The 16,518-nt window shown below is 35.6% G+C and carries 16 protein-coding genes; 12 read left to right on the top strand and 4 right to left on the bottom strand.

Going from position 1 to position 16,518, the window contains the following annotated elements; genetic code table 11:
• Nucleotides 1-49: 49 nt before the first annotated feature.
• From F6P99_RS01610 to ilvA, 7 genes are all read left to right on the top strand, one after another.
• The gene (locus F6P99_RS01610; RefSeq protein WP_152285693.1) at nt 50-691 is read left to right on the top strand and encodes a porin family protein; all 642 of its coding nucleotides are present in this window, start codon (nt 50-52) and stop codon (nt 689-691) included.
• 378 nt (nt 692-1,069) lie between these two features.
• Nucleotides 1,070-2,749 (top strand): dihydroxy-acid dehydratase, encoded by a 1,680-nt coding sequence (gene ilvD, locus F6P99_RS01605; protein WP_152285692.1) that lies wholly within the window; start codon nt 1,070-1,072, stop codon nt 2,747-2,749.
• 71 nt (nt 2,750-2,820) lie between these two features.
• Nucleotides 2,821-4,521: a biosynthetic-type acetolactate synthase large subunit gene (ilvB, locus tag F6P99_RS01600; RefSeq protein ID WP_152285691.1), complete on the top strand. Its 1,701-nt coding sequence runs from the start codon at nt 2,821-2,823 to the stop codon at nt 4,519-4,521.
• Nucleotides 4,522-4,527: 6 nt separating this feature from the next.
• Nucleotides 4,528-5,046: an acetolactate synthase small subunit gene (gene ilvN / locus F6P99_RS01595; RefSeq protein ID WP_152285690.1), complete on the top strand. Its 519-nt coding sequence runs from the start codon at nt 4,528-4,530 to the stop codon at nt 5,044-5,046.
• A 192-nt stretch (nt 5,047-5,238) separates the two neighbouring features.
• Nucleotides 5,239-6,711 (top strand): ketol-acid reductoisomerase, encoded by a 1,473-nt coding sequence (ilvC, locus tag F6P99_RS01590; RefSeq protein WP_152285689.1) that lies wholly within the window; start codon nt 5,239-5,241, stop codon nt 6,709-6,711.
• 84 nt (nt 6,712-6,795) lie between these two features.
• Nucleotides 6,796-7,098, top strand: a complete 303-nt coding sequence (locus F6P99_RS01585; protein ID WP_152285688.1) for a DUF1330 domain-containing protein — start codon at nt 6,796-6,798, stop codon at nt 7,096-7,098.
• Nucleotides 7,095-8,336 (top strand): threonine ammonia-lyase IlvA, encoded by a 1,242-nt coding sequence (gene ilvA / locus F6P99_RS01580; protein ID WP_152285687.1) that lies wholly within the window; start codon nt 7,095-7,097, stop codon nt 8,334-8,336. Before F6P99_RS01585 ends, ilvA begins: the two co-directional genes overlap by 4 nt.
• A gap of 6 nt (nt 8,337-8,342) precedes the next feature.
• Here the strand turns inward: ilvA and F6P99_RS01575 are convergent, their stop codons facing one another.
• The 4 genes from F6P99_RS01575 to F6P99_RS01560 form a co-directional block, all read right to left on the bottom strand.
• Complete coding sequence (locus tag F6P99_RS01575; protein ID WP_152285686.1) at nt 8,343-8,945, bottom strand: nitroreductase family protein; 603 nt, start codon at nt 8,943-8,945, stop codon at nt 8,343-8,345.
• Between the two features lie 27 nt (nt 8,946-8,972).
• Nucleotides 8,973-9,665: an RluA family pseudouridine synthase gene (locus F6P99_RS01570; RefSeq protein ID WP_152285685.1), complete on the bottom strand. Its 693-nt coding sequence runs from the start codon at nt 9,663-9,665 to the stop codon at nt 8,973-8,975.
• Between the two features lie 21 nt (nt 9,666-9,686).
• Nucleotides 9,687-10,292: a ribosome biogenesis GTP-binding protein YihA/YsxC gene (gene yihA / locus F6P99_RS01565; RefSeq protein WP_152285684.1), complete on the bottom strand. Its 606-nt coding sequence runs from the start codon at nt 10,290-10,292 to the stop codon at nt 9,687-9,689.
• Nucleotides 10,293-10,353: 61 nt separating this feature from the next.
• A complete protein-coding gene (locus tag F6P99_RS01560; RefSeq protein ID WP_152285683.1) occupies nt 10,354-11,118 on the bottom strand; it encodes an alpha/beta fold hydrolase in 765 nt (254 codons plus the stop codon).
• 223 nt (nt 11,119-11,341) lie between these two features.
• On the opposite strand from F6P99_RS01560, the gene F6P99_RS01555 reads away from it, so the two are divergent.
• The 5 genes from F6P99_RS01555 to F6P99_RS01535 are packed head-to-tail and all read left to right on the top strand — an operon-like array spanning nt 11,342 to nt 16,517.
• On the top strand, nt 11,342-11,818 hold the full coding sequence (locus tag F6P99_RS01555) for a division/cell wall cluster transcriptional repressor MraZ (protein WP_152285682.1): 477 nt from the start codon (nt 11,342-11,344) through the stop codon (nt 11,816-11,818).
• A complete protein-coding gene (rsmH, locus tag F6P99_RS01550; protein ID WP_152285681.1) occupies nt 11,802-12,716 on the top strand; it encodes a 16S rRNA (cytosine(1402)-N(4))-methyltransferase RsmH in 915 nt (304 codons plus the stop codon). Before F6P99_RS01555 ends, rsmH begins: the two co-directional genes overlap by 17 nt.
• A gap of 1 nt (nt 12,717) precedes the next feature.
• Nucleotides 12,718-13,032, top strand: a complete 315-nt coding sequence (locus tag F6P99_RS01545) for an FtsL-like putative cell division protein (RefSeq protein WP_152285680.1) — start codon at nt 12,718-12,720, stop codon at nt 13,030-13,032.
• 1 nt (nt 13,033) lies between these two features.
• The gene (locus tag F6P99_RS01540) at nt 13,034-15,052 is read left to right on the top strand and encodes a penicillin-binding protein (protein WP_394349530.1); all 2,019 of its coding nucleotides are present in this window, start codon (nt 13,034-13,036) and stop codon (nt 15,050-15,052) included.
• Nucleotide 15,053: 1 nt separating this feature from the next.
• The gene (locus F6P99_RS01535; protein WP_152285679.1) at nt 15,054-16,517 is read left to right on the top strand and encodes a UDP-N-acetylmuramoyl-L-alanyl-D-glutamate--2,6-diaminopimelate ligase; all 1,464 of its coding nucleotides are present in this window, start codon (nt 15,054-15,056) and stop codon (nt 16,515-16,517) included.
• The last annotated feature ends 1 nt before the right edge of the window (nt 16,518 follow it).

Raw genomic sequence — 16,518 nt, 5'->3', positions numbered from 1 at the left:
CGTTTTTTAATATTATGGCATATGTTTTGTATTATTGCCGGAAAAAAATATGAAAAAAATTGTTATGATTGTAGTTGTTGTTATTTCAACAACGCTAAGTGTAAATGGCCAAGAACTTATTCGATATGGGGTTAAATTAGGTTATAATTTATCAAGTATTTCTGGATTTGAAAATAATGTAACTAATGGTGAAGGAATAACATATGCTTCTTTATCTGGTTATTCTATTGGTGGATTTGCTGAGATTTCCTTTACTGATGAACTGTCGGTACAACCTGAGTTGTTGTATTCAACAAAAGGGAATAGTAGTAAGTATATTTTTCCAAGTGATGTGGAGGGAGATTTAGAAGGTGATATAAAATTGGCTTATGTTGATGTGTCGGTATTGGGGAAGTATTATTTGACACAGGACTTATCTTTTGAATTGGGACCTCAGTTAAGTTTTTTGACCTCTGCTAAATATCATACTAAAGGAGAGATTGATGGTAAAGAGGAGGATAATTCATCGAATATTAGAGAACAGAGTAAATCTGTTGATATTGGTTTGAATATTGGAGCTAGTTATAAATTTGATTTCGGCCTGAATTTGGGGTTGAGGTATGGTATTGGTTTTTCAGATGTATTGGAGTTGTATGATAATGTAAAATATACAAATAGAGTGTTTGGATTAAGCACAGGGTATGCTTTTTAATTGCTGTCGCTAGTCGAAATGAAACTGAAAAAGGGTAGTTCAAATGAGCTACCCTTTGTTTTTTTATTGAAATTCGTGTTTGTTTGAGGTTAATAAATATGAGAGTGATTTTTGAATTTTGTGATTCTAATTCAATTGGCGAAAATTGATATGTAGAAATAATTATAGTAAGAGAGTTGTCTTTTTTTTTAGTTTATCATTGTAGATTTATTGATGTAAAAATCTGATTTTCAGTTTATTTTGGTTTTTATAAACGTGTTGAATAGCGTAGTGCATTGGATAAATATTTTAAAAAATTGTCAAGCAATATTATATTTGCTTAGGAAATCAAATTATAATGATTCATATTCATTAAAATAGAGTATAAAAAATAGTAAAATGGCATTAAACAAACACAGTAGTAGATTAACACAAGATGAGTCACAACCAGCTTCTCAAGCGATGTTATATGCGGTCGGTTTGACAGATGAAGACATGAACAAACCTCAAATCGGTATTGCAAGTACTGGTTATGATGGAAACCCGTGTAATATGCATTTGAACAACTTAGCAGCTGAAATCAAAAAAGAGGCAAACAAATCAGGTTCGGTCGGATTGGTGTTCAATACTATTGGTGTGAGTGATGGTATTTCTATGGGAACTTCAGGTATGAATTACTCGTTGGCTTCTAGAGATATTATTGCAGATTCTATGGAAACTGTTGTAAATGCTCAAAGTTATGATGGTTTGGTTGGTGTTGTAGGTTGTGATAAAAATATGCCTGGAGCTGTAATCGCAATGTTGCGTTTGAACAGACCTTCAATCATGGTATATGGTGGTACAATCGCATCCGGTAAATACAAAGGAAGAAAATTAAATATCGTTTCTGCTTTCGAAGCATTGGGTCAAAAAGTAGCTGGAGAAATCGATGATAAAGAATATAGAGAAATTATCAAGGCTGCTATTCCAGGAGCTGGAGCTTGTGGTGGTATGTATACAGCAAATACGATGGCTTCTTCAATTGAATGTATGGGATTAGCATTGCCTTACAATTCTTCGATTCCTGCTGAAAATCCTAATAAATTATCTGAAGCTGAGCGTACTGCATTAGCGATGAGAAATTTATTAGAGTTAGATTTAAAGCCTAAAGATATTTTAACAAAAAAATCTATCGAGAATGCGGTTGCTATTGTAAACGCATTGGGTGGTTCTACAAATGCAGTATTGCATTATTTAGCAATTGCTTACGCAGCTGATATCGAATTTACTTTAGAAGATTTTCAAAGAGTGTCAGATAGAACACCTTTGATTGCAGATTTAAAACCTTCAGGGAAATATTTGATGGAAGATGTGCATGGAGTAGGTGGTACACCAGCAATAATGAAATATTTATTAGAACAAGGGTTTTTGCATGGGGATTGTATGACTGTAACGGGTAAAACATTGGCTGAAAACTTAGCAGATGTTGAAGCGATGGAGTTTGAAGAGCAGGATGTAGTATTCCCAACAGATAAAGCATTGAAATCGTCAGGTAACTTGCAGATATTATACGGAAACCTTGCTGAAGAAGGTGCGGTAGCAAAAATTTCAGGAAATGAAGGGTTGAAGTTTGAAGGAAAAGCAGTTGTTTACGATGGTGAGCAAGCTGCAAATACTGGTATTTCAAACGGAGAAGTCGAAAGAGGAGACGTCGTCGTCATTCGTTATGTTGGGCCTAAAGGTGGACCAGGAATGCCAGAGATGTTAAAACCGACTTCTTTGATTATGGGAGCAGGTTTAGGAAAATCTGTAGCTTTGATTACAGATGGTCGTTTCTCTGGAGGTACTCATGGTTTCGTAGTTGGTCACATAACGCCAGAAGCACAAACCGGTGGTTTGATTGGTTTGGTAGAGACAGGTGATACGATATCAATTAGTGCTGAAGACAATTCTATTACATTGCAAGTTTCTGAAGAAGAAATTGCAAAACGTAAAGCAGAATGGAAAACTCCTGAATTAAAACATAATAAAGGTATTTTATTCAAATACGCAAAATCAGTGGCATCTGCTTCTGAAGGTTGTGTAACAGATAAATATTAAATTTTGGTATAAATGCTTCAGGTGTACTTAAATAAGTCACGATAGGCATTTTACCTTTTACTATACAGAGTATGGAAAATAAAACAGAAAGAATTATTGGAGCTGAAGCTGTAGTAAGATCTCTTTTAGAAGAGGGAGCAGATTTAGCTTATGGATATCCTGGAGGGGCAATTATGCCTATCTATGATGAATTGTATAAATATCAAGAGAAATTACACCATGTATTAACACGTCATGAGCAAGGAGCAATTCATGCTGCACAAGGTTTTGCAAGGGTAACTGGGAAAGTTGGAGTTGCATTGGCAACTTCTGGCCCCGGAGCAACCAACTTGATTACAGGTATTGCTGATGCACAAATAGATTCTACACCATTGGTGTGTATTACAGGACAAGTTGCATCACATCTTTTAGGTACCGATGCATTTCAAGAAACAGATGTAATTAGTATTTCTGCACCTGTAACAAAATGGAATATTCAAGTTACGAAATCGCAAGATATTCCTGCTGCCATTGCAAAAGCGTTTTATATCGCGAAATCTGGACGACCAGGACCCGTTTTGATTGATATTACAAAAGATGCACAGCTAGGTGAGTTGGATTATTCTTATGAGAAATGTACTGCTGTAAGAAGTTATAAGCCTGTTCCAGAAACAGATATTGAAAAGGTGAAAGAAGCGGCTGAGTTGATCAATGCAGCTAAAAAACCTTTTATCGTATTCGGACAAGGAGTGATTCTTGGAGAAGCAGAAGCTGAATTAAAAGCATTGATTGAAAAATCTGGAATTCCATCTGCATGGACGGTTTTAGGCTTGTCTGCATTGCCAACAGAACATCCGTTAAATGTTGGGATGGTCGGAATGCATGGACATTATGGCCCGAATAAGTTGACAAATGAATGTGATTTGTTGATCGCAATTGGAATGCGTTTTGATGATCGTGTTACAGGTAATTTAGAAACCTATGCGAAACAAGCAAAAGTAGTTCACTTTGATATTGATCCAGCAGAGATTGATAAGAACGTAAAAACAGATGTTGCTGTTTTAGGTAATTCTAAAGATACCTTGTCTAAAATATTGCCGTTTATCGATGAGAAATCTCATGATGCTTGGTTCGACGAGTTTAAAAAATATAGAGATATTGAAAACGAAGCGGTAATCAACCCTCAATTAAATCCAACGAAAGAAGGGTTGACTATGGGTGAGGTAATCAACCAAGTAAATAAAGAAACGAATGGTGATGCCGTTGTGGTTTCTGATGTTGGTCAACATCAAATGTTTACAGTACGTTATGCAGATTTTACTACTACAAGAAGTAATGTAACTTCTGGAGGATTAGGAACTATGGGTTTTGCTTTACCAGCTGCCATCGGAGCTAAAATGGGAGCGCCAGAAAGAGAGGTTGTTACTTTTATTGGTGATGGAGGTTATCAAATGACTTGTCAAGAGTTAGGAACGATTTTACAAACCAAAGCTGCAGTGAAAATTGTTGTATTGAATAATGAGTACTTAGGAATGGTACGTCAATGGCAACAACTTTTCTTTGATAAGAGATATGCTTCTACAACTATGATCAACCCAGATTTTATAAAGCTAGCAGAAGCTTATGATATCAAAGCGAGAAAAGTTGTGAAAAGAGAGGAGTTGGCTGAAGCTGTTAAGGAAATGATTGCTTCTGATGAATCGTACTTCTTAGAAGTGATGATTGAAAAAGAAGATAATGTATTCCCAATGGTACCAACAGGGGCAAGTGTTTCAGATGTAAGATTAAAATAATAGAAAATGGAAAAACAATTATTTACAATTTCTGTTTACACAGAAAATAATCCAGGGTTATTAAATAGAATTGCAACTATTTTCTTAAAAAGACATATCAATATAGAGAGCTTAAATGTTTCTCAGTCTGAAATTGAAAATGTACATCGTTTTACGATTGCAGCTAGAATGACAGAAGTTGCGGTGAAGAAATTAGTTGGGCAGATTGAAAAACAAATTGAGGTAATTAAGGCTTATTATCATACAGATGATGAGATTATTTTCCATGAAACAGCTTTGTACAAGATAGCATCTAATTTGCTTTTTGATAAAAGAGAGATTCAAAATATTATCAAAAATAGTCATGCTTCCATAGTTACTGTGAATCCTGAGTTTTTTGTTATAGAAAAAACAGGATTTCGAAAAGAAACGCAAGAGCTGTACAATCAGCTAGCTCCCTATGGAATTATGCAGTTTGTTCGAACAGGTAGAATTTCTGTATCGAAAACAGAAATGAAGATTTCTGAACAGCTAAAAAATTTATAGTGTATTAAAAACCTAACAGATTTTAGTTTTTGTTAGGTTTTTTTTAGAGATAATCGTAAGATTATTAAGAATTAAGCAAAGGATTTTATACTTTTGCAAACGCAATTAAAAAAAACAAATGTATTGGTTGGTTGCAGCTTGTATTGGCAAAGCAATCGATTAGTTTTAAATAAATTAACAAACAAAAGAAAAATGGCAAATTATTTTAACACACTTTCTTTACGTGAGCAATTAGATCAATTAGGTCAATGTGAGTTCATGGATAGATCAGAATTTGATGGAGGTGTAGAAGCATTGAAAGGTAAAAAAATAGTTATTATTGGATGTGGTGCTCAAGGGTTAAACCAAGGGTTAAACATGAAAGATTCAGGTTTAGATGTGTCTTATACATTGAGACCAGCTGCAATCGCTGAAAAAAGACAATCTTACATCAATGCAACTGAAAATGGATTTGCAGTAGGTACTTATGAAGAAATGATTCCTACAGCTGATTTGTTAATCAACTTAACTCCAGATAAACAACACACTGCAGTAGTTACAGCTGTTATGCCGTTGATGAAAAAAGGAGCTACTTTGTCTTATTCTCATGGATTCAACATTGTTGAAGAGGGAATGCAAGTTAGAAAAGATATTACAGTAATCATGGTGGCGCCTAAGTCTCCAGGTTCTGAGGTAAGAGAAGAATTCAAAAGAGGATTTGGAGTACCTACATTAATCGCAGTACACCCTGAGAATGATCCAGAAGGAAAAGGATGGGATTATGCAAAAGCATATGCTGTTGGAACTGGTGGTCATACTGCTGGTGTTTTGCATTCTTCATTTGTTGCTGAGGTAAAATCAGATTTAATGGGTGAGCAAACAATTCTTTGTGGATTGTTACAAACAGGTTCTATCTTGTGTTTTGATAAAATGGTGGCAGAAGGTGTTGAGCCAGGTTATGCTTCTAAATTAATTCAATATGGATGGGAAACTATTACTGAAGGAATGAAGTATGGTGGAATCACAAACATGATGGATAGATTGTCTAACCCAGCTAAAATAGCTGCATTTAAGGCATCTGAAGATTTAAAAGATATCATGCGCCCATTGTTCCAAAAACATATGGACGATATCATGTCAGGACACTTCTCAAAAACTATGATGGAGGATTGGGCAAATGACGATAAAAACTTGTTGACTTGGAGAGCGGCTACTGCTGAAACTAACTTCGAGAAAACTCCTGCTGGAGATGTTGAGATTTCTGAGCAAGAATACTATGATAATGGTACTTTAATGGTTGCAATGGTAAAAGCAGGTGTTGAGTTGGCTTTTGAGGCAATGGTTGAGTCGGGAATTATTGACGAGTCTGCTTACTACGAGTCATTACATGAAACTCCGTTAATTGCTAACACAATTGCAAGAAAGAAGTTGTACGAAATGAACAGCGTAATTTCTGATACTGCTGAGTACGGATGTTACTTATTTGATCATGCTGCAAAACCATTGATCGCTGATTACGTGAAGAATGCACCAAGTAATATGGTAGGAAGACCTTTCTCTGAAGGAGATACAGGTGTAGATAATAAAGAATTGATTGAGGTGAATGCTGTGATTAGAGATCATGGTGTTGAAGAAATTGGTCAGTACTTAAGAGAGTCTATGACGGCAATGAAGAAAATCGTATAATTTTATACGAACAGATATAGAGCCTGATAGACGAAAGTTTATCAGGCTTTTTTTATATGTTTGAATTTATAGAATATTGAAGAGATGATTTTTGTAACTGCATTTTTATTTGTGAAGGAAGGAAAAGAACAAGTGTTCGAATCATATGAGAATTTGGTTTTGCCTTTGTTGTCTGATTTTGAAGGAACTTTGATTTATAGAGTTCGTGCTGATAAAGAGGTTTCCTATTCTGTTGATGGAGAAATTCCGTATGAGATTCATTTGATTTCGTTTTCATCAATAAAAATGTTCGACGCATTTATTACTGATGAAAAAAGAATGTCATTTCAAGATTTGCAAAAAGAAAGTATCAAATCTACGTTTATAGTAAAAGAAGAAAAGTTATGATTCCGATAGAGAAAATTTTAAAAGCACAAAAAAACATCAAATCGGTAGTTGTAAAAACTGCTTTGGATGTAATGACTAATTATTCTGAGAAGTATGAAGCAAATATTTCTTTTAAACGTGAAGATTTACAGATTGTACGATCCTATAAAATTAGAGGTGCTTACAATAGAATAAAAAATCTAAAGAAAGAAGAACTCAGAAATGGTGTTGTATGCGCGAGTGCGGGTAATCATGCACAAGGTGTTGCTTTAGCCTGTCAAAAGTTAAAAACAAAAGGGGTGATCTTTATGCCTACAACTACTCCTAATCAAAAGATAGGTCAGGTACGTATGTTTGGTCAAGATTTTGTTGAAATAGTATTGGTTGGAGATACTTTTGATGCTAGTTTTGATGCAGCTTCAGATTATTGTGTTAAAAATGAGGCAACTTTTGTGCATCCATTTAATGATACGGATGTAATTGCAGGTCAGGGGACTGTAGGGTTAGAGGTTGTTGATCAAGCAAAAGATACGATTGATTATTTGTTTCTACCTGTAGGAGGAGGTGGTCTCGCTGCTGGAGTAGCTAGTGTGTTTAGTGTTTTGAGTCCATCTACTAAAATCATCGGAATTGAACCTGAAGGGGCAGCGTCTTTAAAAGTTTCTTTAGAGAAAGGTGTGAATACAACACTTGATTCAATTGAGAAGTTTGTTGATGGAGCTGCTGTAAAAAGAATGGGGGATCGCTCGTTTAAAATATGTAAAGATTTGTTGTATGAGTCGAATACCGTTTCAGAAGGGGCGGTTTGTTCAACAATATTAAAAGTTTACAATGAAAACGCGTTGGTTATTGAACCAGCGGGAGCATTGTCAATTACAGCACTAGATCTGTATAAAGAAGAGATCAAAGGTAAAAATGTCGTTTGTATTGTAAGTGGGGGGAATAATGATATTACCCGTATGGAAGAGATGAAAGAGCGCTCTCTTTTGTATGAAGGCTTAAAACACTATTTTATCATACGTTTTCCTCAAAGAGCAGGAGCGCTTAGGGAGTTTGTTGTGGATGTATTAGGTCCAAACGATGATATAGCATACTTCGAGTACACAAAAAAAACGAGTAGGGATAAAGGACCAGCAGTGGTCGGTATAGAACTTAAAAATAAAGCAGATTTTTCGCCACTATTAGATCGGGTGAAAGAAAAAGGCTTTCTAGGTGAGTACCTTAACGATAGTCCAGAATTGTTTCAGTTTCTAGTATAGCGTAGTTTATAAAATGTCTTCGATAACCTCGTTTAAGGGTAATCTTGATTTGGCCGTGACACTTGGGTGGTTAAGATCTTCTTTGTCATGGTACCCTATGCAAACGGCAAATTGTGGTTTGTAGTTCTTTAAATTTAGAATTTCTTTGTATTTGTCGACTTCGATACCTTCCATTGGTGTAGCATCAATATCCATGCTAGCACAGGCACTCAAGAAAAAACCAAGTGCGATATAAACCTGTTTCTCTATCCAGACTTTTGTTGCTTCTTCTGTTAGTGACCCAACATGTTTTTTGAATAAGGCAACTCTTTCTTCAGGCATAATTTTTTCTACTTGTTCTTCTAAAAGTTGCAAGTTATCAATAGCATTAAAAACAATAAGGTGGCTTGCTTCTTGAATTTTACTTTCGTTATGTTGCGATACTTTAGAAAGTTTATTTTTCAGAGAGTTATTTGAAATGAAAGTAAATTTCCAAGGCTGACTGTTGACCGAAGAAGGACACAATACAAGTATTTCTTTCAAGGTTTGAAGATCTCTTTCGGAAACGCTTTTAGTGCGGTCGTACTTTTTGGTTGAATAACGTTTTGTTGCGAGTTCTTTGAAATTCATAATGAGAAATTTTTTGATTGTAATACGTTATGATGATGCGCAGGCGTCCCAAATAGGGTCTTTAGGTGTCGGAGCGATGATTTCAATTTTTTCTTTTTTTACCGGATGTATGAAGTTTATTTTTCTTGCATGTAAATGGATTCCTGCATCTTTATTACTTCGGTTAAATCCATATTTTAAATCTCCTTTAATAGGACAATTTATGTTTGCCAATTGGCTTCGGATTTGATGATGTCTCCCGGTTTCTAAATCAATTTCTAACAAATAATAATTGTCTAAATTCTTGATGGTTTTGTAATGGAGTATTGCTTTTTTTCTGTCTTTTCCATCTTCGTTAAAAACAGTCGCTTTGTTGTTTTTTGGGTTTTTTCTTAGAAAATTTATTAAGGTGTCTGAAGCTTTTTTTGGTTTGTTTTTAACGATTGCCCAGTAGGTTTTGTCAATCGTTTTTTCTCGAAGCATTTTGTTTAACCTCTCAAGGGCTTTCGAAGTTTTAGCGAAAATTACAATCCCAGTCGTAGGACGGTCTAATCGGTGAACTACCCCTAAATATACGTTCCCAGGCTTGTTGTATTTTTTTTTGATGTATTCTTTTAAGATGTCGCTTAACGGAGCGTCACCGGTTATGTCTCCCTGTACTAAATCTCCAGTTCTTTTATTGACGACAATGATATGATTGTCTTCGAATAGAATGTCGATGTTATTTGAAGTTGATTTCACAGCGCGAAAAATTTGGCAATATTATTCTTTGAGTTGCTCGTTTATCTTTGCGATAAAATCTAGTACAGAATCTCTACCTTCTTTAGATGTGGATGAAGTAACAAAATAATCCGGAAAAATATCCCAAGAATCTTCTAGTAACTTGGTTTTGTAAATCTCAATATTTTTCTTTAGTTTGTTGGGGGTTAGTTTGTCGGCCTTTGTGAAGATAATGCAAAATGGAATCTGGTTCTCTCCAAGAAACTCCATAAAATCCATGTCTATTCTTTGTGGTTCGTGTCTAGAATCGATTAATACGAAGGTTCCGATTAGTTGTTCTCTTTGTAAAAAATAATTTTTAATAAACGACTGAAAAGTTCTTTTAGTCTTTTTAGAGACTCTGGCGTAACCGTATCCTGGTAAATCAACTAAAAACCAATTTTCGTTGATTTTAAAATGATTGATAAGTTGTGTTTTTCCTGGTGTCCCTGATGTTTTAGCTAGTTTGCTGTGGTTTGTTAGCATATTTATCAGAGAAGATTTACCAACATTTGAGCGTCCAATAAACGCGTATTCTGGTATTCTTTCTTTAGGACATTTACTTACATCAGAATTACTGATTTCAAAAACAGCAGTCTTTATTTTCATGGGTATGCATATAAAAAACAAACACAAATTTTTAGTAAAATTTGTGTTTGTTTATGAGTTGTTAAAGATTGTGCTTTATTAGCCAATCGTGAACAATTTTATTAAATTGATCAGGGTGCTCGGTCATTGGAGCATGACCACATTTGTCAATCCAAAATAACTCGGAATTAGGCATCAATTTGTTAAAATCGTTTGCTACTTCTGGTGGTGTTACAGTGTCTTGTTTACCCCAAACCAAACAGGTTTCTAATTTCATGTCAGGTAAGTCTTTTGCCATGTTGTGTCTAATAGCACTTTTGGCAAGAGAAAGGATTCTTAAAACACTTCCTCTATCGTTTACGACCTCAAACAAATCATCTACCATTTCTTCAGTGGCTGTAGCTGGGTCGTAGAATACCATCTCTACTTTTTTTCTCACATACACTCTGTCACCTCTTTTAGGATAGCTATCACCCATGGCACTTTCATACAAACCAGAACTACCAGTTAGTACAAGATTGCTAACCATTTCAGGGTAATGTTTTGTGATATATAAGGCGATATGCCCACCTAAAGAATTTCCTACCAAAATAGGTTTTTCAAGGTTCTTGTGCTCAATAAATCTTTTGATAAACAACGAAAAATGTTTCACGTTTGTTTTTAGTAGTGGGAGGCTGTAGATAGGTAGTTCCGGTACCATTACATGGTAGCCTTTATCGGCAAAATATTCAAGAATTCTGTCGAACATTCCGACTGTTCCCATCAAACCGTGCAAGAGAATAATTGGCTTGCCTTCACCAGCCTCTTTGTATTTAAATTCTCCTTCCGTATAAATTTTATCGATCATTTAAGTATAATTTTCCGATTGACAAATGTAATCTTTTTTTTGTAAAAAAACATTTTGCACTTCTTTCTTGTAGAATTTTATAGAACCGTTTTTAAAAATCAGATTATGAGCAATGTAGCTTCTTGCTTGGGAAATGGGAAAACTTATTAACAAAGTGGGAGAATGTGGTAAATAGTGGTTAAAAATTCTTACTTTTGAATTCTATAGAACCTAAAATTAAATTTTGGAAAGTATTATTGGAACATACGAATGTAAAGCGGACTCTAAAGGGAGAATGCTTTTGTCTGCTGCTTTGAAAAAGCAATTGGATCCAATTTTGCACGAGGGTTTTGTGTTGAAGCGTTCTGTTTTTCAGCCGTGTTTAGAGCTGTATCCAATGAAAGAGTGGAATACCGTAATGGCGCAAATGAATGGCTTGAATCGCTTTGTTAAAAAGAATAATGATTTTATTCGTCGCTTTACGGCTGGCGTAAAAAAAGTTGAGTTAGATGCAAATGGTCGTTTGTTGATTCCAAAAGATTTACTTGTGTTTTCTGGAATTACTAAAGAGGTTGTGATGTCTTCGGCAATATCAATTATCGAAATTTGGGACAAAGACAAATATGAGCAGGCAATTGATGAGGCTGCTTTGGATTTTGCCGATTTGGCAGAAGAGGTTATGGGGAATGTAAATAATGAAGGAGATGGAGGAATATCATAATCCGGTATTACTAAAAGAAAGTGTTGATGCGTTGAGTATCAAACCTGATGGGGTGTATGTGGATGTTACGTTTGGAGGAGGTGGTCACTCAAGGGAGATCTTAAGCCGTTTGGGGTCGAATGGAAGATTGTATGCTTTTGATCAAGATCCTGATGCACAGAGAAATAATATTGATGACGAGCGTTTTGTGTTGATTCAAGAGAACTTCAGGTATATTTCTCGGTTTTTAAAGTTTTATGGAGTTAATAAGGTGGATGGAATTCTAGGTGATTTAGGGGTTTCGTCTCATCAATTTAATGAGGCTGAACGTGGTTTTTCTACGCGCTTTGATGCTGAGTTGGATATGAGAATGAATAAGACAGATGAGTTGTCTGGTTATTCGGTTGTGAATAAATATGGGGAAGAGGAGTTGAGTAGTGTTTTGTTTCAGTATGGCGAGTTGCGTAATGCAAGAGCTTTGGCTGCGAAAATTGTAGATGAAAGAGAGATAGAAGAGATAAGAACGAGTTTTAGGTTAAAAGAAGTGTTGCAGCAGTTTCTACCTAAGGCGAAAGAGCATAAGATATTGGCACAGATTTTTCAAGCCATCCGAATTGAAGTAAATCAAGAGTTGGAGGTGTTGAAAGAATTTTTGCTACAGACCCCTAAGTTATTGGAAGTGAATGGTAGGTTGAGTATTATCTCCTACCATTCATTAGAAGATAGGTTGGTAAAGCGGTTTATGAAGAACGGATTGTTTGAGGGAGAGCCTGAAAAAGATTTTTATGGAAATGTTGATGTTCCGTTAAAACCTGTTGGTAAAATGATCGTTCCAACGCGTGAAGAGATAAAAATTAACAATCGTGCAAGGAGTGCAAAATTGCGAATTGCAACACTAAAAGAGCAAAAGGTTAAGTAGTATGAAAATCTATGATGTCTTAAAAGGAGGTTTTTTAGTAGATGAGGGGGCGTTTAGAAATTGGAGGATAATCTTGTTTGTAGTGTTTTTACTATTGTTTATGATCTCAAGTTCACACAATGCTGATCGGAAGGTGATGGAGATTTCAAGAATGAATAATGAAATGAAGAAATTAAAAGCACTCTATATAGATTCGGGGACTTATTTAACGCGAATGAAAATGGAGTCATCGGTTAGACAGAAATTAAAAGAAAGAGGTTTGGGGTCACCTACGACACCCCCAGTAAAAATTAAAGTAACGACAAAATCAAACTAAAGTGAGTACAGAACAAAAAGGCATATTGAGTAGACTATCGATAGTAGTTGTCTTGATGACCCTTTTTCTGTTGGTTGTTTTTGTGAAGATTGCCCGAATTCAATACTTAGAGGGTGATAAGTATCGCGATATCTCTGAAAATAGAACGATACGAAAAGATACCATTTATTACAATCGTGGAAATGTAGTTTCGGCAAGAGGTAGTCTGTTGGCAACTTCTATGTCTAAGTATGATATTCGAATGGATGTTGTTACGGTGAGTGATGATGTTTTTGAGAAAAATATACATGCCTTGTCTGAGTCAATGGCGGCAATGTTTGGTAAACCGATTCAGTATTATAAAACATATTTCAGAAGAGCTCGTAGAACAAAAAACAGGTATTTACTGATTGCGAGAAATCTTGGCTATATGGACTATTTGAAAGTAAAGAGCTTTCCGATTTTCCGATTGGGCTTGTATAAGGGAGGTTTTATTACGGAACAACGTACGGTTAGAGAGCATCCTATTGGTAAAATTGCAGAAAGAACTATTGGTTATGATGATTACCGTGGTGAGGTAGGTATTGAAGGTGCGTATACCGAATACTTAGAAGGAAGTGTTGGTTGGCGTATGAAGCAGAAAATCGCAAAAAATCAGTGGAAGCCTATCAATGATAATAATGAAGTTGAGCCAAAAGATGGTAGTGATGTAATTACTACAATCGATATCAATGTGCAAGATATTGCGCATCATGCTTTGTTAGAACAGTTAGAGAAATTTGAAGCAGATCACGGTTGTGTGATCGTGATGGAAACCAAAACGGGAAATATAAAAGCCATCGCAAATTTAGGGCGTACTTCTAAAGGGAAATTCTATGAGAAGAGAAATTATGCTGTTTGGGAGTCTCATGAACCTGGTTCTACTTTTAAAGTAGCGAGTTTGTTGGTTGCTTTAGAAGATAAAGTTGTTGACACAAGTACTGTAGTGGATACTGAAAAAGGGCGTATTTATATACATAGAAAAAAAGTAGAAGATTCTCATAGAGGTGGGTATGGAAAGATATCTGCGGGTCGAGTAATTGAAGTTTCTTCAAATGTAGGTATCGTGAAATTGATACAGAAGCACTACAAACAAAATCCTCAAAAATTTGTGGATGCAATCAATGAAATTGGATTTGGTTCGAAATTAGGATTAGAGATAAAAGGAGAGGGAGCACCCTATATTCCTTCACCAAAAGATAAAAAGCGTTGGAATGGAATTTCTTTAGAGTGGATGGCTTGGGGGTATGGTATCTCATTGACTCCATTACAGACCTTAACGTTTTACAACGCTATTGCAAATGATGGTGTGATGGTAAAGCCAAAGTTTGTAAGTGAATTGCGAACTGAAGGAAAGATAGATAAGGTTTTTGAAACGGAAGTTTTAAATCCGAAAATAGCTTCTATGGAAACGGTTAAAAAGTTACGTCGGGTTTTAGAGAAAGTGGTTGAACAAGGTACGGCAACAAATATCTATACACCAAACTTTTCTATGGCTGGTAAAACAGGTACTGCGAAAAAGTTTATTCCGGTTACTAAAGATGAGCATGGAGAACTGCATGGAGGGTATTATTCGAGCAAACATTATACGGCATCTTTCGCAGGATTTTTTCCGGCTGACGCACCTAAGTATTCTTGTATTGTTGTAGTACATAATCCAGATAAGAAAAAGGGATATTACGGGGCTACAGTTGCGGCACCAGTATTTAAAAAAATTGCTCAAAAGATGTATGCTTCGGCTCCTATAAAAACGCAAGTTGAAAATAGTGCACCAGAAGTGATGGATTTAGAAGAAGATATGGAAGCGTATTATGCTTTGTTGAATGACGAAGTAAAAACAATTCCAGATGTGCGCGGCATGTCAGGTATGGATGCGATTTCTGTATTAGAAAACTTAGGCATGAAGGTAGAGTTTGAGGGTGTTGGTAGAGTGAAGAGACAATCGATAAGAAAGGGAACGAGAATAAAAAAAGGTACAACCATAGTATTGAAGTTGAGTTGATATGGTAGCATTAAAAAACGTATTAAATGATTTGAAAGTTGTGAGGCGTATCGGAGATGCGAATCCCTTGATCAATGCTGTTGTTTTCGATTCTAGAAAAGTGAAAGCTGGAGGTTTGTTTGTGGCTCAGAAAGGTACTGCTTTTGATGGGCATAAATTTATTGATAAGGCAATTGACTTAGGTGCTACCGTCGTTGTTTGTCAAGAGATTCCGGCTGAGTTGGTGTCGACTGTTGTGTATCTCAAAGTAGATAATAGTGATGTTGCTTTGGCGCATATTGCTTCCAATTTTTACGGGAACCCTTCGTCAAAATTAAAATTGGTAGGGACTACGGGAACAAATGGTAAAACAACTGTTTCAACTTTATTGTATGACTTGTTTCAGTTGGCGGGGTACAAAACAGGTTTGTTGTCAACGGTTAGAATAAAAATTTCTGACGAAGAGTTTGAGGCAACACATACCACACCAGATTCTGTGACGATCAATTATTATTTGTCAGAGATGTTGAAGGCTGGTGTTACGCATTGTTTTATGGAGGTGAGTTCACATGGTATTCATCAATCGAGAACAGAAGGTTTAGATTTTGATGGTGGGGTGTTTACGAATCTTTCACATGATCATTTAGATTACCACAAAACTTTTGCAGAATATAGAGATGTAAAGAAGAAGTTTTTTGATGATTTGTCAAAAAACGCATTTGCTTTGGTGAATGGTGATGATAAAAATGGTACTGTAATGCTTCAGAATACACGTGCTAAAAAGTGTACCTATGCGTTAAAAACGATGGCTGATTTCAAAGCTAGAATTCTAGAAAAAAGTTTCTCTGGGATGTTGCTTCAGCTTGATACTAGTGAGGTCTGGGTTCGTTTGATAGGAGATTTTAATGTGTCAAATTTATTGGCGATTTACGGAGTTGCTTTGCAATTGGGAATGGATAAGAATATAGTATTGCCGTTGATTAGTCAATTGGAAAGCGTTGATGGTCGTTTTCAGTATGCAATTTCAAAAACGGGTGTCGTAACTATTGTAGATTATGCACATACTCCTGATGCTTTGAAAAATGTACTACATACCATTGGTGGAATTAGATCAGGGAAAGAAACCTTATTAACTGTTGTGGGTTGTGGTGGTGATAGAGATAGAACTAAGCGTTCGAAGATGGGGAATATAGCCACTACACTAAGTGATCAGGTTGTTTTTACATCAGACAATCCTAGGTTTGAAGATCCACAAGTGATATTGGATGAAATTGAAAGTGGTGTTGCAGAAGAATTTCAAGATAAAACCTTGTCGATTTTAGATAGAAAACAAGCGATTAAAACAGCGATAAAAATCGCAAAAAAAGGTGATATCATTTTGGTGGCCGGGAAAGGACATGAAGATTACCAAGATATAAAAGGAGTCAAACATCATTTTGATGATAAAGAAATAATTCAAGAACTATTACAAGCTTTAAAAAAATAAA

This window comes from Flavicella marina (assembly GCF_009193215.1).
GTDB lineage: Bacteria > Bacteroidota > Bacteroidia > Flavobacteriales > Flavobacteriaceae > Flavicella > Flavicella marina.
This window is presented reverse-complemented; position numbering and strand designations above follow the sequence as displayed.

What these genes read in the sequence shown, in the direction of transcription:
- F6P99_RS01610 (WP_152285693.1), top strand. Translation starts at nt 50, where the DNA reads ATGAAAAAAATTGTTATGATTGTAGTTGTTGTTATTTCAACAACGCTA.
- ilvD (WP_152285692.1), top strand. Translation starts at nt 1,070, where the DNA reads ATGGCATTAAACAAACACAGTAGTAGATTAACACAAGATGAGTCACAA.
- ilvB (WP_152285691.1), top strand. Translation starts at nt 2,821, where the DNA reads ATGGAAAATAAAACAGAAAGAATTATTGGAGCTGAAGCTGTAGTAAGA.
- ilvN (WP_152285690.1), top strand. Translation starts at nt 4,528, where the DNA reads ATGGAAAAACAATTATTTACAATTTCTGTTTACACAGAAAATAATCCA.
- ilvC (WP_152285689.1), top strand. Translation starts at nt 5,239, where the DNA reads ATGGCAAATTATTTTAACACACTTTCTTTACGTGAGCAATTAGATCAA.
- F6P99_RS01585 (WP_152285688.1), top strand. Translation starts at nt 6,796, where the DNA reads ATGATTTTTGTAACTGCATTTTTATTTGTGAAGGAAGGAAAAGAACAA.
- ilvA (WP_152285687.1), top strand. Translation starts at nt 7,095, where the DNA reads ATGATTCCGATAGAGAAAATTTTAAAAGCACAAAAAAACATCAAATCG.
- F6P99_RS01575 (WP_152285686.1), bottom strand. Translation starts at nt 8,945, where the DNA reads ATGAATTTCAAAGAACTCGCAACAAAACGTTATTCAACCAAAAAGTAC.
- yihA (WP_152285684.1), bottom strand. Translation starts at nt 10,292, where the DNA reads ATGAAAATAAAGACTGCTGTTTTTGAAATCAGTAATTCTGATGTAAGT.
- F6P99_RS01560 (WP_152285683.1), bottom strand. Translation starts at nt 11,118, where the DNA reads ATGATCGATAAAATTTATACGGAAGGAGAATTTAAATACAAAGAGGCT.
- rsmH (WP_152285681.1), top strand. Translation starts at nt 11,802, where the DNA reads ATGGAGGAATATCATAATCCGGTATTACTAAAAGAAAGTGTTGATGCG.
- F6P99_RS01545 (WP_152285680.1), top strand. Translation starts at nt 12,718, where the DNA reads ATGAAAATCTATGATGTCTTAAAAGGAGGTTTTTTAGTAGATGAGGGG.
- F6P99_RS01535 (WP_152285679.1), top strand. Translation starts at nt 15,054, where the DNA reads ATGGTAGCATTAAAAAACGTATTAAATGATTTGAAAGTTGTGAGGCGT.